The 15,972-nt window shown below is 69.0% G+C and carries 12 protein-coding genes and 1 pseudogene; 6 read left to right on the top strand and 7 right to left on the bottom strand.

The genetic code is table 11. The features are described 5' to 3' along the window. The 3 genes from ACXJKH_RS04670 to ACXJKH_RS04680 form a co-directional block, all read left to right on the top strand. On the top strand, positions 1–137 hold a 137-nt coding region (locus ACXJKH_RS04670; RefSeq protein ID WP_457318484.1), incomplete at its 5' end, for an ATP-binding protein. Continuing rightward, positions 130–765, top strand: a complete 636-nt coding sequence (locus tag ACXJKH_RS04675; RefSeq protein WP_256774287.1) for a response regulator transcription factor — start codon at positions 130–132, stop codon at positions 763–765. The genes ACXJKH_RS04670 and ACXJKH_RS04675, both read left to right, overlap by 8 nt. 121 nt (positions 766–886) lie before the next feature. Continuing rightward, on the top strand, positions 887–2,446 hold the full coding sequence (locus ACXJKH_RS04680) for a thioredoxin family protein (protein WP_457318476.1): 1,560 nt from the start codon (positions 887–889) through the stop codon (positions 2,444–2,446). 92 nt (positions 2,447–2,538) lie between these two features. Here the strand turns inward: ACXJKH_RS04680 and ACXJKH_RS04685 are convergent, their stop codons facing one another. The 7 genes from ACXJKH_RS04685 to ACXJKH_RS04715 are packed head-to-tail and all read right to left on the bottom strand — an operon-like array spanning position 2,539 to position 12,173. After that, complete coding sequence (locus ACXJKH_RS04685) at positions 2,539–3,300, bottom strand: 2,3-dihydro-2,3-dihydroxybenzoate dehydrogenase (protein WP_457318477.1); 762 nt, start codon at positions 3,298–3,300, stop codon at positions 2,539–2,541. Then, complete coding sequence (locus ACXJKH_RS04690; RefSeq protein WP_457318485.1) at positions 3,297–7,211, bottom strand: amino acid adenylation domain-containing protein; 3,915 nt, start codon at positions 7,209–7,211, stop codon at positions 3,297–3,299. Before ACXJKH_RS04690 ends, ACXJKH_RS04685 begins: the two co-directional genes overlap by 4 nt. Positions 7,212–7,228: 17 nt before the next feature. After that, positions 7,229–7,495: a phosphopantetheine-binding protein gene (locus tag ACXJKH_RS04695; RefSeq protein ID WP_457318478.1), complete on the bottom strand. Its 267-nt coding sequence runs from the start codon at positions 7,493–7,495 to the stop codon at positions 7,229–7,231. Then, on the bottom strand, positions 7,492–8,127 hold the full coding sequence (locus ACXJKH_RS04700) for an isochorismatase family protein (RefSeq protein WP_457318479.1): 636 nt from the start codon (positions 8,125–8,127) through the stop codon (positions 7,492–7,494). Before ACXJKH_RS04700 ends, ACXJKH_RS04695 begins: the two co-directional genes overlap by 4 nt. Then, entirely contained in the window at positions 8,127–9,779 is a 1,653-nt protein-coding gene (locus ACXJKH_RS04705) for a (2,3-dihydroxybenzoyl)adenylate synthase (RefSeq protein ID WP_457318480.1), read from the bottom strand. Before ACXJKH_RS04705 ends, ACXJKH_RS04700 begins: the two co-directional genes overlap by 1 nt. 16 nt (positions 9,780–9,795) lie before the next feature. After that, positions 9,796–10,974: an isochorismate synthase gene (locus ACXJKH_RS04710; protein WP_457318481.1), complete on the bottom strand. Its 1,179-nt coding sequence runs from the start codon at positions 10,972–10,974 to the stop codon at positions 9,796–9,798. Next, complete coding sequence (locus ACXJKH_RS04715; RefSeq protein WP_457318482.1) at positions 10,971–12,173, bottom strand: MFS transporter; 1,203 nt, start codon at positions 12,171–12,173, stop codon at positions 10,971–10,973. The genes ACXJKH_RS04710 and ACXJKH_RS04715 overlap by 4 nt, the downstream gene beginning before the upstream one ends. A gap of 226 nt (positions 12,174–12,399) precedes the next feature. Between ACXJKH_RS04715 and atpC the strand changes: the two genes are divergently transcribed. The 3 genes and pseudogenes from atpC to ACXJKH_RS04730 all read left to right on the top strand — a co-directional run. Then, positions 12,400–12,861 carry an ATP synthase F1 subunit epsilon gene (gene atpC, locus ACXJKH_RS04720; RefSeq protein WP_256774278.1) on the top strand — a complete coding sequence of 154 codons (462 nt, stop codon included), beginning with the start codon at positions 12,400–12,402 and terminating at the stop codon, positions 12,859–12,861. 380 nt (positions 12,862–13,241) lie between these two features. Continuing rightward, positions 13,242–15,617, top strand: coding sequence for a ribonucleoside-diphosphate reductase subunit alpha (locus ACXJKH_RS04725; protein ID WP_457318483.1), 2,376 nt, complete (start codon positions 13,242–13,244; stop codon positions 15,615–15,617). Between the two features lie 213 nt (positions 15,618–15,830). After that, a pseudogene (locus tag ACXJKH_RS04730) lies at positions 15,831–15,972 on the top strand (ribonucleotide-diphosphate reductase subunit beta); the annotation flags it as partial.

The raw sequence follows: 15,972 nt of genomic DNA on the forward strand, positions 1-15,972 counted from the left end.
GGCTGGGGCTGGGCTTGAGCCTGAGCCGCAGCATCCTGGAAGCCAACGGCGGCCGGATCCGCGCCGAGCCTGCCGAAGGCGGTGGCGCGCGTTTCGTGTTCGAGCTTCCGGTCGATGCCGGGGCCGACCATGGCTAAGCCCGCTGCACCGGCCGGCGAGCCGGCACCGATCGTGTACGTGGTCGACGACGACCATTCGGTGCGTGCCGCGCTGGAAGACCTGCTGGCCTCGATGGGGCTGCAGGTGCGCGCCTTCGATTCCATCGCCGCCTTCCTGCAGCACCCGCGCCAGGATGCGCCAGCCTGCCTGGTGCTGGACGTGCGCATGCCGGGCCAAAGCGGGCTGGAGTTCCATCGGCAGATGGCCAGCCATGGATTGACGCTGCCGGTGGTGTTCATCACCGGGCACGGCGATATCGCCATGGGCGTGGCCGCGATGAAGGAAGGCGCMATTGAATTCCTGACCAAGCCGTTCCGTGACCAGGAACTGCTGGATGCGATCCACCTCGGCATCGAGCGCGACCGTCTGCGCCGCCGTGATGAGGAGGCGCTGGACATCCTGCGCCAGCGCTGGGTTGCGCTTACCGCTGGCGAACGTGACGTGGTGGATGGGGTGGTGCGCGGCCGCCTCAACAAGCAGATCGCCGGCGAACTGGGCGTCAGCGAGATCACGGTGAAGGTGCGCCGCGCCAACGTGATGCGCAAGATGCAGGCCCGCACCCTGGTCGATCTGGTGCGGATGTACGACCGGTTGGGGCCGGGCTGATCACCGCCGCGACTGGGCAGATAAGCAATCGGCATGAACCGGCCCCGCTGCACGGGCCGGCAGCTTCCTAGAATGCAGGCTGGCCGCGCCTGCGGCACCTCTCCCCTGCTGGATCCTGCCGATGCGCGTTTCCCTGCCCTTCGCCCTGCTCGCCCTGTGCACTGCGCTTGCCGCGTGCCAGCAGCCCCCTTCGGCCAGTCCGGTAGCGTCTGCGGAAGCGGCGCCGGCCGCCGAGGAAATCGCCTGGCGGCATGGCGATGTGGAGGACGCCTTTGCCGATGCGCGCCAGTCCGGCAAGCCGGTGCTGCTGTACTGGGGCGCGGTGTGGTGCCCGCCGTGCAACAAGCTCAAGGCGACCCTGTTCCGTGATCCGGCCTTCATCGCGCTCACCCGACAGTACGTGCCGGTGTACCTGGACGGCGACCTGGACGGCGCGCAGGCGCTGGGCGAGCAGTTCGGCGTGCGCGGGTATCCCACGCTGATCGTGCTGGATCCGCAGCGCCACGAAATCACCCGCCTGGCCGGCGGCAACGACAGTGCCGAGCTGACCCGCGCACTCACCCTGGCGGCCAAGCGACGCACCGCCGTGGCCGATGTGCTGCGGGTGGCGGTGGTGTCGCCGCAGCGGGTGTCCGAAGACGACTGGCGCATCCTGGGCGACTACGGCTGGGAAGTGGATGCCAACCGCCTGTCCGGGCAGCGCGACCCGGCGGTGCTGTTGCGGCAGTTGGCCAAGGCCGCGCCGGCACCGGCGTTGCAACGACGCTTCGCCCTGCTCGCCCTGGGCGCGGAGGCCAACGGCAAGGACAAGGCGGCTCCCGGCAGTGAGGCACGCGAGCAGGCCCGTGCGCTGCTGACTACGGTGCTGGCGGCGCCCACCGAGGTGCGCGCCAATCGCGATCTACTCGGCTACCAGGGTCCGGCGCTGGTGGCACGTGCGGCGGCGACGCCCGAACAGGGCGAGCAATTGGGCGCGCAGCTGTTGGCCGCGTTGGAGCGTGCCGATGCCACCCAGGACAACGCGGCCGATGCGCGGCTCTCCAGCGTGATCACGGAGTTGAGCCTGTTCAAGCAGCAGCATGCCGGTGCGCGGGTGCCGGCGGCACTGGCCGAGAAGGCGCATGAGCGGGTTGCCGCGGCCGACGCGGCGGCCAGGACCCCTCACGAGCGACAGGCGACGATCAGCACAGCGGTGTACGTGCTGCGTGAGGTCGGCGACGACGCAGCGGCGGAAACGCTGCTGCTGGCCGAGCTGGATCGCAGCCAGACGCCGTATTACTACATGCCCGAGCTGGCTGAACTGGCCGAGGCGCGCGGCGACAAGGACGCGGCGCTGGACTGGCTGCGCAAGGCCTACGACGGCGCGCAGGGACCGGCGACGCGGGTGCAGTGGGGCGTGTTGTATGTGGAGGGGCTGGTGCGGTTGCGCCCCGAGGACAACGCGGCAATCGAACAGGCGACCGCGCAGGTGATCGCCGAACTGGATGCGCAGCCGGCCGGGTACCACCAGCGCACGCGGCAGCGCTTCGAGCGGTTGGCGGGCACGTTGCAGACCTGGAGCCGCGTCCACCACGGCCAGGACACGCTGGGCCGCCTGCAGGCGCGCATGGGCGAGACGTGCGCGAAGGCCGCGCCGGGCGCAGATGCCAGCGCCGCCTGCGACCGCTGGCTCAAGGGATAAGCAGCCTCAACAGGCGACCACGGAGAAACGCGTTGACCGGTAGTGCCGGCCGCTGGCCGGCTCTCGCCCCTGCCATGCTGCAGGGCCGCTATTTACCCTCGCAACGCCGCGCCACCGTCGACATACAGATCGCTCATGGCGATGTGGCCGGCCTGCTCGGAGAGCAGGAACATCACCGCCTGGGCGATGTCCGCCGGCGTGGCCAGTTTCCGTAGCGGAATGCCGGTCTTGTACGTATCGGGACTGCCGTCGATCACGCGCTGGGCGCCGTCGGCGTCCTCCCACATGCCGGTCTGCATGGCAGTGAGGGTGGATCCGGGCGCGACGATGTTGCAGCGGATGCCATGCGGGGCCAGTTCCAGCCCGAGGCACCGGGTGAACATGGTGGCTGCGGCCTTGGAAGCGGCATAGGCCGCCATGCCGTGGCGCGGAACACCGGCGGCATTGGAGCTGACGGTCACGATGGCGCCCTTGCGACGCGGCGTCATTACCCGCGCCAACGCACGGCAGACATGGAACACCCCGTCGGCGTTGACCGCGAAAACACGCCGCCATTGCGCGTCGTCGATCTGGTCCACCGTGCCCACTTGCAGCGCGCCGGCAACGTTGATGCCGAAGCCGATCGGGCCGAGCGTGGTCTCGGCCCAGGCGACCACTGCGTTCACGGCCGCCGCGTCGGTGACATCCAGCGACCGCACATGCAGGTTGGCGTGCGAAGGCAGCACCGGCACCGCAAGGTCGGTGGCGATCACCACGCTGCCGCTGTCCAGCAGCAGCTGCACCAGTGCCGCGCCGATCCCGCCGCCCGCGCCGGTAACCAGAGCGAGGGTGCCGTCGAATCCGGTCAGTTTCATGCGGACGTTTCCTTGGGTAGCGCACTTGCCGGGGGCGTATCCCAGCGCTGCAGATGGGTGGAGAGCCACGGCGCAAGCTGGGCCACGGCATCGCGGCCGGTCAGCTCTGCATGCAGGAACGGCAGTTCGAGCGCATCCACCTGCCCTGCATGCGCGTTCCACAGCGCGGATTGAAGATGGGGTCGCGCGGCGTGGTCGCGGCCAGCGCGAACGTGCCGCAGGCGACCGGTGTAGGGACGATGGTGATGTTCGCGGATCAGACCATTGGTGCCGGTGACCGCACGCACCACGCCATCCAGTACCGCATCGGGCAAGTTGCCCAGCGCGCTGTCGCCACGGCGCAGGAACGCCAGAATGCGCGCGCGACTGTCCAGCTCGGGATGCGCATCGGGGTCGTGTCCTGCAATGGCCAGTAATGCGCGCAGCGCGGCCACGGGGTCGGGCGCGGGTTCGGCGCGCCAGCATTCGCTCGGGTAGGCATCCAGCAGCACCAGCTCGCCCACCTGACGACCGACGGCCTGCAGGCGAACTGCCATGGCCTGGGCGATGATGCCGCCCACCGACCAGCCCAGCAGGTGGACGGCGCCTTCGGGCTGGACCGACAGCACGCGATCCACATAGCTGGCCGCAAGCGCGTCGATGCTGTCCGGTAGCGGCTGTGCGGTGTCCAGTGCGGGCGACTGCAGGCCGTGGACGTCGCGGGCCGGCTGCAGGGCGCGGGCGAGGTCACGATAATTCCAGGCGATGCCACCGGCGGGGTGCACCACGAACAACGGTGCCCTGCCCGGCTCGCCACTGGCCAGGCGGATCAAGGGCGCCAAGCCATCGTCGGTCTCGGCGGTGGGCGCGTCCAGCAGTGCGGCCAGGCCCGCCACGGTGGGGTGGGCGAACACCGCGCCGAGGCCCGGGTCGCGCTGCCAACGGTGCTGGATGGCCAGCAGCAGGTGCACCGCGGACAGCGAATCGCCGCCGAGACTGAAGAAGTCGGCGTCGGCACTGATCGGCGCCTCCCGCCCCAAGACCTGCGAGAACAGCGCGGCCAATACCTGCTCGGTTTCCGTGTACGGCGCACGGCCGTCCTGCGCGTGCAGCGGGGGCGCGGGCAGCGCGTTGCGATCAAGCTTGCCGTTGGCGGTCACCGGCCACTGCTCGACCACGACCAGCGCGCTGGGCAGCATGTAGTCCGGCAGGCGTGCGGCAATGCCGCTACGAATGCGGTCGATGTGGAGGCCCTCGCCAGAGACGTAGCCGACCAGGCGGCGCTCGCCCGGCCGGTCCTCACGCAGCAGCACTTCCGCACGGGTCACCCCGAGCTGCGAACGCAGCGCGGCGTCGATTTCGCCCAGCTCGATGCGCAGACCGCGCAGCTTGACCTGGTGATCGCTGCGGCCCAGGTACTCCACCGCGCCGTCGCTGCGCCACCGGGCGACATCGCCGCTGCGGTACAGCCGGCCGCCGGCCACGTGCGGATCGTCCAGGAAGCGTTCGGCGGTGAGATCGTCGCGGCCGAGGTAGCCGCGTGCCAGTTGCACCCCGCCCAGGTACAAGTCGCCGGGTACGCCGGGCGGCAGCGCACGCAGCTGCGCGTCGAGCACGTAGAGCCGCGTGTTCCAGACCGGATGACCGATCGGCACCGGGTGGGAGCGATCGTCGCGGCTGGCGGGCCATGCGCTCACGTCCACGGCGGCTTCCGTGGGCCCGTAGAGATTGTGCAGTTCCGCATCGACGGTGGCGTGGAAGCGATCGCGCAACGACGGCTCCAGCGCTTCGCCGCTGGTGAACACCCGGCGCAGTGTCAGGCCCTGCGCGGCAGGAACCGCGAGGAATGCATCCAGCATCGAGGGCACGAAATGCACGGTGGTGATGGCCTGTTCGCGGATCAGCGTGGCCAGCAGGGTCGGATCACGGTGTGCCTCGGGCGCGGCGATCACCAGCGTGGCCCCGCACAGCAACGGCAGGAAGAACTCCCAGACCGACACATCGAAGGTCGCCGGGGTCTTCTGCAGAATGCGCTCGTCGCTGCCGACGCTGTAGTGACCGCGCATCCATTGCAGCCGGTTGACGATGGCGCGGTGTTCGATCAGCACGCCTTTTGGATCCCCGGTCGAGCCGGAGGTGTAGATGACGTAGGCCGCGTCCTGCGGGTGCACCGTATCGACCAGTGTGGCGTCGTCCGTATCGTTCCACGCCTGCGGGGACAAGACCGCCAAGCCGGGGAAACGGGCGGCATCCTCGGCCTCTGCCAGGACGCAGACCGGCTGCGCGGACGCGAGTATCCGCGCCAGTCGTGCATCRGGATGGGCCAGGTCGACCGGCAGGTAGGCCGCGCCCGCCCGCAGCACGGCCACCAGCGCCACGACCAGATCCAGCGAACGGGGCAATGCGATCACCACCMGCGACTCGCGCGCCGCGCCCAGCGCCTGCAACTGCAACGCCAGGGCCCGGCTGCGGCGTTCCAGCGCGGCGTAGCGCATCGTCTGGCCCGCGAACGCCAGCGCAATGGCCCTCGGGTGGGTCTGCATCGCGTTCGTCAGCAAGGCGCTCAGCGATATGTCCGGCAGGGCCTGCGCGGTCGCGTTGACCTCGTATAGATAGCGCTGCGCTTCGGCCGGGGTGGCCAGGGCAATATCGTCCATGCGCCCGTCGCGCTCGTGCACGTCCAGTGCCGCGGCGATGAAATGCAGCAGCCGATCGGCATGCGCACCTACCTGCGCGGCGTCGTAAAGGGTTGGGTTGGCTTCGATTTCCAGGTCCAGCAGTGTGCTGCCATCCCCCCGGAATCCGAACGTGATGTCGTCCACCGGACCGGTACCCAGCACCTCCAGCCGGGTCTGCACACCCGCCAGCGGCAGCGGCCGATAGAACGGCTGCACGTTGACCATCGGGCCGTGCAGGCGGCGTTGGCCACCGATCAGTCCCAGGTCGCGGCGCAGCTGTTCGCCACGGTAGCGGCCGTGACGGCGGCCGCGCAGCAGGTCACGCGCGACCGTGCGGACAAAGCCGGCAACGCTGTCATCGGCCGCGCTCACGCGTAGCGGCAGCACATTCATCACCATGGCCGGCACCCGTGCCGACACGCTGCCCAGCCGTCCCATGAACGGCACGCCCAGCACCACCTCGTCCAGCGCGCTGAAACGGCGGCAGTACGCAGCCGTCAGCGCGCTCAGCAGGTCCGGCCACGGTTGCCCGATCTGCTGCGCGACGGCCTGCACGCGAGCGCGCAACGCGTGCGGCACGTCGCTGACCAGGCGCAGCGCATCTGCGGCGGCGGCAGCGGCAATGCCTGTCAGCCCTTCCGCCGCAGGCGCGCCGGACAGGTACTGACGCCAGTACGCGCCATCGGCATCACGCCGCTCACTGCCTGCGTAGGCGGCGTCCTCGGCGATCACGGGCGCAAATGCAGCCAGCCCGGGATGTTCCCCACGGCTCCCGCCGTAAAGGGCGCAGACCCGCTCGCTGAAGAGCGCCATCCCGTAGCCATCGGTGGCCAAGTGATGCACGCGCAGGTACCACACGTACCGGTCGGTGCCGAGGACGAACAGGCAGTGCTGCGCCAGCCGGTCACGCGCAGGGTCCACCGCGTGCAACCGGTCCTGGTCCATCGCCGCGCGTGCCGCGGCGGCAGGATCGGCCTGCAAGCTCAGGTCCACCACGCGCATGGCGGGCACGTGGTCCGGGTCATGCCACTGCTGCGGCTGGCCATCGTCGCCCACGCTGAAGCGCAGCGCGAGCGCTTCTGCTTCGTGCGCGGCAGCATCCGCCGCGGCAACGAAGCTACGGACGTCGAGGGCGCCTTCCACCCACACCGCATGCGCGGTACTGAAGGCGGCCGGCGCGTCGGCCAGGCGCTGCGCATACCACAGGCCGGTCTCCGCCTCGGTCAGCGGGTAACGCTGCGCGGCTTCATGCACCTGGTCCACGCGTGCGTTCATGCGCGGTCGGCGCTGGCCTGCAGCCGCTGCACCACGCCCCACCAGCCGGCCAGCGTGGCGTGCTCGGCAAGATGGCTGAACTCCAGCGGGATCCCGCTCTCGCCCCACGCCAGCACCAACCCCAGCACCCGCATCGAATCCAGCCCCAGGTCGATCAGGTTGTCCTCATCGCCAATGGTCTCCGGCGCTTCGCCAAGCATGCCGGCCACATCGATGCGCATGCGTTCAAGGTCGAGGGCGACTGCGCGCGTATCGGGGCTCATGCCAGGGTCTCCAGCAGCTGGTCGGTGGTCAAGGGCACGCCGCAGGTCCGCGCGATCAACTGCATCGCCATATCGTGATCGGCACGGGAGAAATCGGCCACGGCATCGGCCGCGATGAAGGCTTCGATATCGCGCTGGAAGGCCTCGCTCACCGTCGCCGCGCAGCCGATATGCGCGTACACGCCGGTGACCAGCAACTGGTCGCGGCCGCGCGCACGCATCATTGTTTCCAGGTTGCTGCGCTGGAACGCGCTGTAGCGGTGCTTGACCAGTATGTGGTCGCCCGCCGCCGGGGCCAGCGCAGCGAGGATCGTTTCGTGTTCCGGCGTGGCGTGCATGCCCGGCCCCCACAGATCGGCCTGCAGGCCACGGTCGCGGCGATCCTGGTTGCCCCGCTGTGCGGTGTAGAACACCGGAATGCCGCGGGCACGGCAGTGCCGCAGCAGGCGGGCGGTGTTGGCCACGGCCGGCGCCAACGGTGCCGCGTCGGCGTTGAATGCACCCAGAAAGTACTGCTGCATGTCGTGCACCAGCAGCGCCAGGCGCTCGCTGCGCGGCTGCCAGGCACCGCGCGGGGACGGCAGCTCGTTGGCCAGCGGCGGGGAATAGTCGGCAATCCTCGGCAGCGCCATCAGCGCGGTCCTCCTGTTTGTTGGATGTAACGTTCGCGCAGTTGCGCGCGCAGTTCGCGACGGCTGATCTTGCCGACCGCCGTGGTGCCGAACGCCTCGACGAACACCACCTGGTCGGGCACCTTGAACGCGGCCAGGCCACGTCCACGCACCCAGGCCTTGAGGCTGGCTGCCGTCGGCGGGGTATTTCGTGCGATCACGAATGCGCAGCTGCGCTCGCCCAGGTAGGGATCGGGCATGGACACCACCGCCGCATCGAACACCTCGGCGTGCGCCAGCAGATGGTCTTCGATCTCTTCGGCGGAGATCTTCTCGCCGGCCCGGTTGATGTGGTCACCTGCCCTGCCCTGCACCACCAGGTAGYCACCGGCCAGCTGCTGCACCCTGTCACCGGTGCGGTAATAGCCGTCTTCGGTGAACGAGCGCGCATTGGCCGCCGCATCGTTGTGGTAGGCACGGATCGTATACGGGCCGCGGGTGAGCAGATGGCCGACGGCGCCCTCGGCGACCGGATGGCCGTTGTCATCGACCACCAGTACCTCGTCGTCGGGCGAGATCGGTCGGCCCTGCGTGCCCACCACCACGTCCTGCGGGTCGTGCAGCCGCGTGTAGTTCACCAGCCCTTCGGCCATGCCGAACACCTGCTGCAACTGGCAGCCCAACGCATCGATCACGCGCCTGGCCGCTTCCGGCACCAGCTTGGCGCCGCCCACCTGCAGCACGTTCAGGCTGGACAGATCATGCGTCGTACTCCCGGCGGCCTGGGCCCACAGCAGCGCCAACGGTGGCACCAGACCCACACAGGTGACGCCTTCGCGCGCGATCAACGGAAACGCTACATCCGGTCCCGGTCCCGGGCTGAGTACCACCCGCGCACCGGCGTACAACGCACCGAAGAAACCGGGCGAGCTCATCGGGAAGTTGTGCGCGGCCGGCAGCGCGACCAGGTACACGCTGTCGCGGTCGATACCGCAGATGCCGTTGCTGGCACGGAACGAATAGATGTAGTCGTCATGCGTGCGCGGGATCAGCTTGGACAACCCGGTGCTGCCACCGGACAGCTGCAGGAACGCGACCGACTGCGGGTCCGGATCGGCCGGCAGCTGCGAGACGTCCCCCTGCAGCGCCGCTACGGCACTGAACTCAGCCGCGTCGCCGACGATCAGCACATGCTGCAGCGTCGGCACCGCGGTCTGCAGTTCACGTGCGAGGGTGCGGTAATCGAAGCCGTCATGGCCGGAGGCGGCGACGTAACCGCGTGCCTGCGCCTTGCGCACGAAGTGGGTCACCTCGGTGATGCGATGCGCGGGCAGCGCGTACACCGGGATCAATCCGGCACGCATCAGCCCGCAGGCCACCGTCACAACTTCGGGAACATTCCCCAGCTGCACCACCACGCGGTCGCCCGGCACCAGTCCGGCAGCGAGCAGGCCCGCGCCGATCCGGCCGGCTTCCTGCCACAACCCGGCGTAGCTCAGGCGGACCCCGCCCGCCACCACCGCGATGTCGTCGGCAAAGCGTGCGGCGCGATCACGCAGGAAACCAGGGAAGGTTTCGCCACGCCAGTAACCCGCAGCGCGATAGCGGGCGACCAGCGCCGCCGGCCAGGTCTGGCACAGCGGCATCAGCGCAGATTCGTCCACGTCGTTCATCAGCAACTCCATTGACTCATGCAGAAGGCACGTGGTCGACGCCGAGGGCGTTCAACAGCGCGCCGAATTTCGCGGCGGTTTCGGCCACTTCCAATGCGGGCTCGGAGTCGGCGACGATCCCGGCCCCGGCATAGATCCGCGCCTGCCGGCCCTGCACGCGCGCGCAGCGGATCGCCACGTACCAGTCACCGTCGCCGTCGGCATCGGTCCAGCCCACTGCGCCGGCGTAGAAACCGCGCGGCACCGGTTCCAAGGCGCAGATCGTATCCAGCGCGAGCTGGCGTGGCGTGCCGCACACCGCCGGAGTGGGATGCAGGGCCGCCACCAATGCGGCCACCGGCGTGGCGGCATTGCTCAGCGTCGCCTCGATGCGCGTGCCGAGATGCCACATCGTCGCAGTGGCATGCAGCGACGGGCGCGCATCGGCCTCGACATGAGTGCACCACGGCGCCAGCGCGGTGACGATGGCCTCGACCACGTGGCGGTGCTCGTCGTGGTCTTTCGCCGAGCCCAGCAGGGCCTGCGCGGTGCGCGCATCCTCCGCGGGATCGGCACTGCGCCGCGCCGATCCGGCCAGCGGATGCGAAAGCACCCGCGTGCCACGACGCGACACCAGCAGCTCCGGGGTAGCGCCGACCAGCCAGGCGGGCGGCTCCGGCCCGTCGATCGGCAGCGGCACCAGATAGGTGGCCACGCTCGGATCGTGGCCCAGTCGCGCGGCCAGCTCGCGCGGTGCGATGGGCTGCCCACTGTGCAGGTGCAGGCTGCGCGCCAGCACCACCTTGTGCAGGTCCGGCGCGGGCTGTTGCAACCGGGTCAACGCCTGGCGCACGGCATCGGCATAGTGCTGCGCGCTCGGCTCGGCGCTGACACTGCCGGAAAAACGCGGCACCGGCGGTGCCGGCAGTGCCGCCGCAGGCGCCAGCCACTCCGGCTGATGCAGCGCATCGTCGGCCTGTGGGTCGAACGGCAGCGCCCCCACCAGCAACGGCAGTCCGGCATGCGGCGCGGCAAAGAACGCGGCGACCCGCGCGGCCAGGCTGGCGGTACCACCACCGGGCAGGCGTGCGCGGCAACCGCGCGCATCCAGCGAACGCAGCGGCGCGCGCAGCAGGAACTGCGCCGTGGCCGCCGCCTCGTCCACGCCGCCGCCGTCTTCGTCGCGCTGCGCACGCGCCTGCAGGCTGTCGTTCATGCCGTCACCGCCATGCGATGGCGCATTGCCGCGATGGAGAGCACCAGCAGCAGCACGCCCACCAGCACATACGGTGCACTCGGCCGCCATTGGTACAGCAGCGTGCCCAGCATCGGCCCGATCACCATGCCCAGGCCCTGCACCGACGCCACCGTGCCCGCCGCCGCGCCCTGCTCGTGGGCCTGCACCGAATCGGCGGCAAGCGCCTGGAACGACGGAAACACGAAGCCCATGCCGAACGCCGCGACGGCGTACGCCAACAACAGTTCCCAGCGCGCATCCACCAGCGCAACCGACGCAAAGCCCATCGCCGAGATCAACGCGCCGATGGCGATCCAGCGGCGCGGCGATACGCCGCCGAGCTTCATCACCAACACCTGCGCCAGGATCAGGCCCACCCCTACGGCGGTGAGGGCCAGGCCAGCCGCCTGCGCGCCATCGGTCGGCGACAGCTGCAACCGGTCGATGGCAAAGAATCCAACCGTCACCTGGGCGATGGTCACCGACACCATCGCCGCGAAGACCGCCAGGATCGGCAGGCGCAGGCGTGCATCGGTCCAGCCCAGGCGCTGACGCGGTCCGGTCGCCGCCGTCGCGGCCACCGGCGCGTCGGCCGGCAACCGCCACGCGATCACCGCCAGCGACAGCAGCGGCAGCAACGCGGCGACATACAAGGTCAACGACAGCTGATGGAAGGCGATCCAGCCCGCAGCGGCCGGCCCGATCACCATGCCCAGCGCATTGGCGCTGCCGAGTTTGGCCATGGCCGCAGCGCGTTGCCCGGGCGCGGCACCATCGGCCACCATCGCCGCTGCCGTGGGCGGCACCGCGGCGTAGAACAACCCCACCAGCGCCCGCGTCCCCACCAGCACCACCACCGACAGCCACAGCGCCGGCGGCCGGGCCAGCGCGGCATCGACGAATACCGCCATGACCACGTAGATCACCACGTAAGCGGCCAGCGCGATCAGCAGCACGCGCTTGCGCCCGATCCGGTCGCTCAACGTGCCCCAACGGCGTGCGGACAGCATCCACAACACGCCGGCGGCGGTCACCGACAAGCCGGCATGCCATTCGGCCAGGCCCAGCAGACGCACCACCGGGCCCACCACCGCCACGAAGGCCATCATCGCCATCGTGCCGGTCAGGGCGGCGAACACCAGGGCCGGTAAACCGGGTACTACCGAACGCTCACGCATGGACCACCACCGCCAATCAGAGGAAGGGCGCGCGGCGCGGCGGCGCGGCGCGTCGAATCGATCGGCTTGGGCGATCAAGGTCGCCTTGGCTATCCATTCAAATGATAACAGGTCGCATTCGCAGGTGCCCGCACAGGGTGATGCGGCGTTCAGCACATTGACGGCGATCAACCCKCACACACATCGGCCCGACTAAGCTGGATCCACCCCACCCCGGCACTCTGCAATGGCGTCACTTCCCCCCATCACCGCCCTGCCCGGCATCGTCGCCGATATCGCGCAGGGGCTGTCGGTACAGATCATCAGCCTCACCGGCGAAATCTGGAGCGGCGACGTGCGCGAGATCAGCCTGCCCGGCAGCGAGGGTCGCTTTGGCGTATTGGCGCAGCACGCACCGCTGCTGGCCACGTTGCGCGAAGGCATGGTCTCGGTGTTTCCGCTCGCCGCCGAGCCGCCGTTGCATGTCTATGTGTCCGGCGGACATGTCGAAGTGCAGCCGGGCAAGGTGATCGTGCTGGCCGATCTGGGGCTTCGCAGCGAAAACCTGGACGACGCCCGCGCCCGCGCCGCACGCGAGGCCGCCACCTCGCCAATGGCCGCCGAACTAACCAATCCGGACAACGCCAAGGTGCATGCCGAACTGGCCTGGCAACGGGGACAGCAACTGCGCGCGTTGCCCTGGAAGTAGCCCCCGCGCCATCGGCAGGGACGCCGTGAACCGACCCACGGTCGGCCCCTGCGTGCTGGCGTTTTTTCAGGTGGCGCCCCGCCCGCACGGCTGCGGCGTTTGGTCACGTCCGGCGCGTCATCAACCCAACATATGATGTTGACGATGAGGCAGACCCACACTATGTTGTGTTCATCGGCTCCCCGCTTCCGCCAGGCCCGGTTCCTCGTCGCGCCCCCGCAGACCGCTCCGGTCGCAGGGCGTGACCACCCGAACGGCGCCTGGTTGCGAGAGCGTTGCCCGGACACATCCGGGGATGATCCCCCTGCCTCCATGACGCCCGCCCGGCCGTCGCGATGCCTGTATCGCGACGCGACAACTGCGCACCGCATGGATTTCCGATGATCAACGACGACACCCCGCTCTCCGCACCCTCCGCCTCCTTCGATCACACCGCCCCGCTCGGCGGCGATGGTCTGTGGATCACCAAGGAAGGCGGCAACCGCCGCATGCCCTTCGACCCGCCGCGACTGCTGCGCTCCATCCAGGGGGTACACGCAGAATTTCCGCAGCTGGACCTGGCCGACTACCAGCGGGCCGTGCTGGCACTGGTGCACCGCCGCGAACAGCTCGCTGCCGATGAACTGGTCGACCTGCTGATCCGCGAGGCCGAGTCGCGCATCGACCTGGTCGCGCCGGACTGGGAGYACTTCGCCGCACGGCTGTACCTGCGCCGGCTGTACAAGCGCGCCAGCAAGAATCGCTTTTACGATGCCAGCCTCAAGTACGGTTCCTACGTCGGCCTGCAGGAGAGCCTGGCCGACCGCAACGTGTACTCCATCGACATCCTCAAGGCCTATTCCAAGGAGGAACTGGAAGAGGCCGGGCGCATGATCGAGCCAGACCGCGACCTCCTGTTCGCCTACAACGGGCTGTACCTGCTGGCCACGCGCTACCTGGCCACCGACCACTCGCGCGCGGTCTATGAGCTGCCGCAGGAGCGTTGGCTGACCATCGCGCTGTACCTGATGCAGAACGAACACCTCAGCGGCGACCGCACCCGCGCACGGCGCATGCGCCTGGTGCACGAGGCGTACTGGGCGCTGTCGCACCTGTACATGACCGTGGCCACCCCGACCCTGGCCAACGCCGGCAAGGTCGGCGGGCAGTTGTCGTCGTGCTTCATCGACACCGTCGACGACAGCCTGCAGGGCATCTACGACTCCAACACCGATGTTGCCCGCGTATCCAAGCACGGCGGCGGCGTGGGCGCCTACCTGGGCTACGTGCGCTCGGCCGGCGCGGCCATCCGCGGCGTGGCCAACTCCTCCGGCGGCGTGGTGCCGTGGATCAAGCAGCTCAACAACACCGCGGTCAGCGTCGACCAGCTCGGCCAGCGCAAGGGCGCCATCGCGGTGTACCTGGACGTCTGGCATCGCGACATCGAGGCCTTCCTCGACCTGCGCCTGAACAACGGCGACCAGCGCCTGCGCGCGCACGATGTGTTCACCTCGGTATGCCTGCCGGACCTGTTCATGGAGGCGGTGGAACGGCGCGGCGACTGGTATCTGTTCGATCCGTACGAAGTGAAGCGGATCAAGGGCTGGTACCTGCAGGACGTCCACGATGAGCAGCGCGGCCAGGGCAGTTTCCGCGAACGCTATGCCGAGGTCGTCGCCGACGAACGCATCAGCCGTCGCACGATCAAGGCCATCGACCTGTTCAAGCGGATCATGGTCAGCCAGCTGGAAACCGGCAACCCCTTCATGTTCTACCGGGACGAAGTGAACCGGATGAATCCCAACAAGCACGCCGGCACGGTGTACTCCAGCAACCTGTGCACCGAGATCCTGCAGAACATGAGTCCGACCCGGCTGATGCAGGAAATGATCAGTGGCGACCAGATCGTCACCACCCGCCAGGCCGGCGATTTCGTGGTGTGCAACCTGTCCTCGATCAATCTTGGTCGTGCGGTCACCGCCGCGCCGGACCTGCTGTCCAGCGACGTGCTTGAGCGGCTGGTGCCGATCCAGGTACGCATGCTCGACAACGTCATCGACCTCAACCAGTTGCCGGTTCCGCAGGCCACCATCACCAACCGCAAGTACCGCGCGATCGGCTTGGGCACCTTCGGCTGGCACCATCTGCTGGCACTCAAGCAGATTGACTGGAACGACGCGCAGGCCGAGGACTACGCCGACAGCCTCTACGAGCGCATCAACTACCTGGCCATCCAGGCCAGCATGCGTCTGGCCGAAGAGAAGGGCCGCTACAGCGCCTTCCTTGGCAGCGACTGGCAGACCGGCGAGTACTTCCGTGCCCGCGGCTACGACAGCCCCGCCTGGCAGGAACTGGCCGCGCAGGTGAGCGTGCACGGGCTGCGCAACGGCTGGCTGCTGGCGGTGGCACCGAACATGAGTACCGCGCAGATCGCCGGCTCCAGCGCCTCGATCGACCCGGTATACGGCGCGTTCTACTACGAAGAGAAGAAGGACTTCCGCCGCCCGGTCGCCGCCCCCGGGTTGTCCCTGGACACCTACCCGTACTACGAAAAGGGCGCCTACCGCCTGGACCAGTTCGCCAGCATCCGCCAGAACGCACGCCGCCAGCGCCACGTGGACCAGTCGATCAGCTTCAACCTCTACGTGCCCAGCACCATCCGCGCCAGCACCCTGCTCGCACTGCACATGAGCGCCTGGCGCGAAGGCCTGAAAACCACGTATTACGTGCGCTCCAACGACATCGACATCACCGAATGCGACTGGTGTGGCAGCTGACGACCGCAGGTCGTCAGCGGTAGTGCCGGCCGCTGGCCGGCAACCAGGCACAGCCCGTCAACGGTAGTGCCGGCCGCTGGCCGGCAGCCAGACACAGCCCGTCAGCGGTAGTGTCGGCCGCTAGCCGGCAACCAGGCACAGCCCGTCCACGGTAGTGCCGGCCGCTGGCCGGCAACCAGGCAAACGCACGTAACCGACAACCAGGACACCCCCATGGCAACACCGCTCGAACGCATCAAGATCCTCGAACCGCGCCACCCCAACCGCTCCACCGGCATCATCAACGGCCGCACCAGCGGCATCCTCAACTGGAACGACATCCCCTACCCGTCCTTCTACCGGGCGTACAAAGAGC

It is taken from the genome of Stenotrophomonas sp. P5_B8 (assembly GCF_054049855.1).

What these genes read in the sequence shown, in the direction of transcription:
- ACXJKH_RS04680 (WP_457318476.1), top strand. Translation starts at nt 887, where the DNA reads ATGCGCGTTTCCCTGCCCTTCGCCCTGCTCGCCCTGTGCACTGCGCTT.
- atpC (WP_256774278.1), top strand. Translation starts at nt 12,400, where the DNA reads ATGGCGTCACTTCCCCCCATCACCGCCCTGCCCGGCATCGTCGCCGAT.
- ACXJKH_RS04700 (WP_457318479.1), bottom strand. Translation starts at nt 8,127, where the DNA reads ATGGCGCTGCCGAGGATTGCCGACTATTCCCCGCCGCTGGCCAACGAG.
- ACXJKH_RS04715 (WP_457318482.1), bottom strand. Translation starts at nt 12,173, where the DNA reads ATGCGTGAGCGTTCGGTAGTACCCGGTTTACCGGCCCTGGTGTTCGCC.
- ACXJKH_RS04710 (WP_457318481.1), bottom strand. Translation starts at nt 10,974, where the DNA reads ATGAACGACAGCCTGCAGGCGCGTGCGCAGCGCGACGAAGACGGCGGC.
- ACXJKH_RS04695 (WP_457318478.1), bottom strand. Translation starts at nt 7,495, where the DNA reads ATGAGCCCCGATACGCGCGCAGTCGCCCTCGACCTTGAACGCATGCGC.
- ACXJKH_RS04685 (WP_457318477.1), bottom strand. Translation starts at nt 3,300, where the DNA reads ATGAAACTGACCGGATTCGACGGCACCCTCGCTCTGGTTACCGGCGCG.